Consider the following 417-nt stretch of genomic DNA (forward strand, 5'->3'; position numbering starts at 1 on the left):
CACCCAAACACACAACAAAAACGCCGCTACCATGACCTGGTTCATCCAATGGATCACCGGCACCCAACCACTGACACAGATTGCAGTTACACAAAACGTCTCAGCAAAAACACTGCAACGCCGCTTCCACTGGTGCTGGTGGATCATCCCCACACCCACCATCGATACTTTCCGTATCTACGACCAGATCTTCCTGGACGCAACCTACCTAAAGTCCGGCTGCCTCCTTATCGCTGCCAGCAAAACCCACGTCATCAACTGGACCTGGGCCAGACAAGAAACCACCGCCGCCTACACCGAACTACTACGCCCCATTGCCGCACCACTTGTCGCAGTGACAGACGGCGGACAAGGCGCCCAATCAGCCATCCACCACTGCTGGCCGACAACACGCATCCAACGCTGCCTCGTCCACGC

At 56.6% G+C, this 417-nt stretch carries 1 pseudogene; it reads left to right on the forward strand.

What is annotated here, in order from left to right:
* Positions 1 to 417, forward strand: a pseudogene (locus QKE30_RS10805) (IS256 family transposase); the annotation flags it as partial.

This window comes from Corynebacterium sp. c24Ua_83, from assembly GCF_039907245.1.
Classification (GTDB): Bacteria; Actinomycetota; Actinomycetes; order Mycobacteriales; family Mycobacteriaceae; genus Corynebacterium.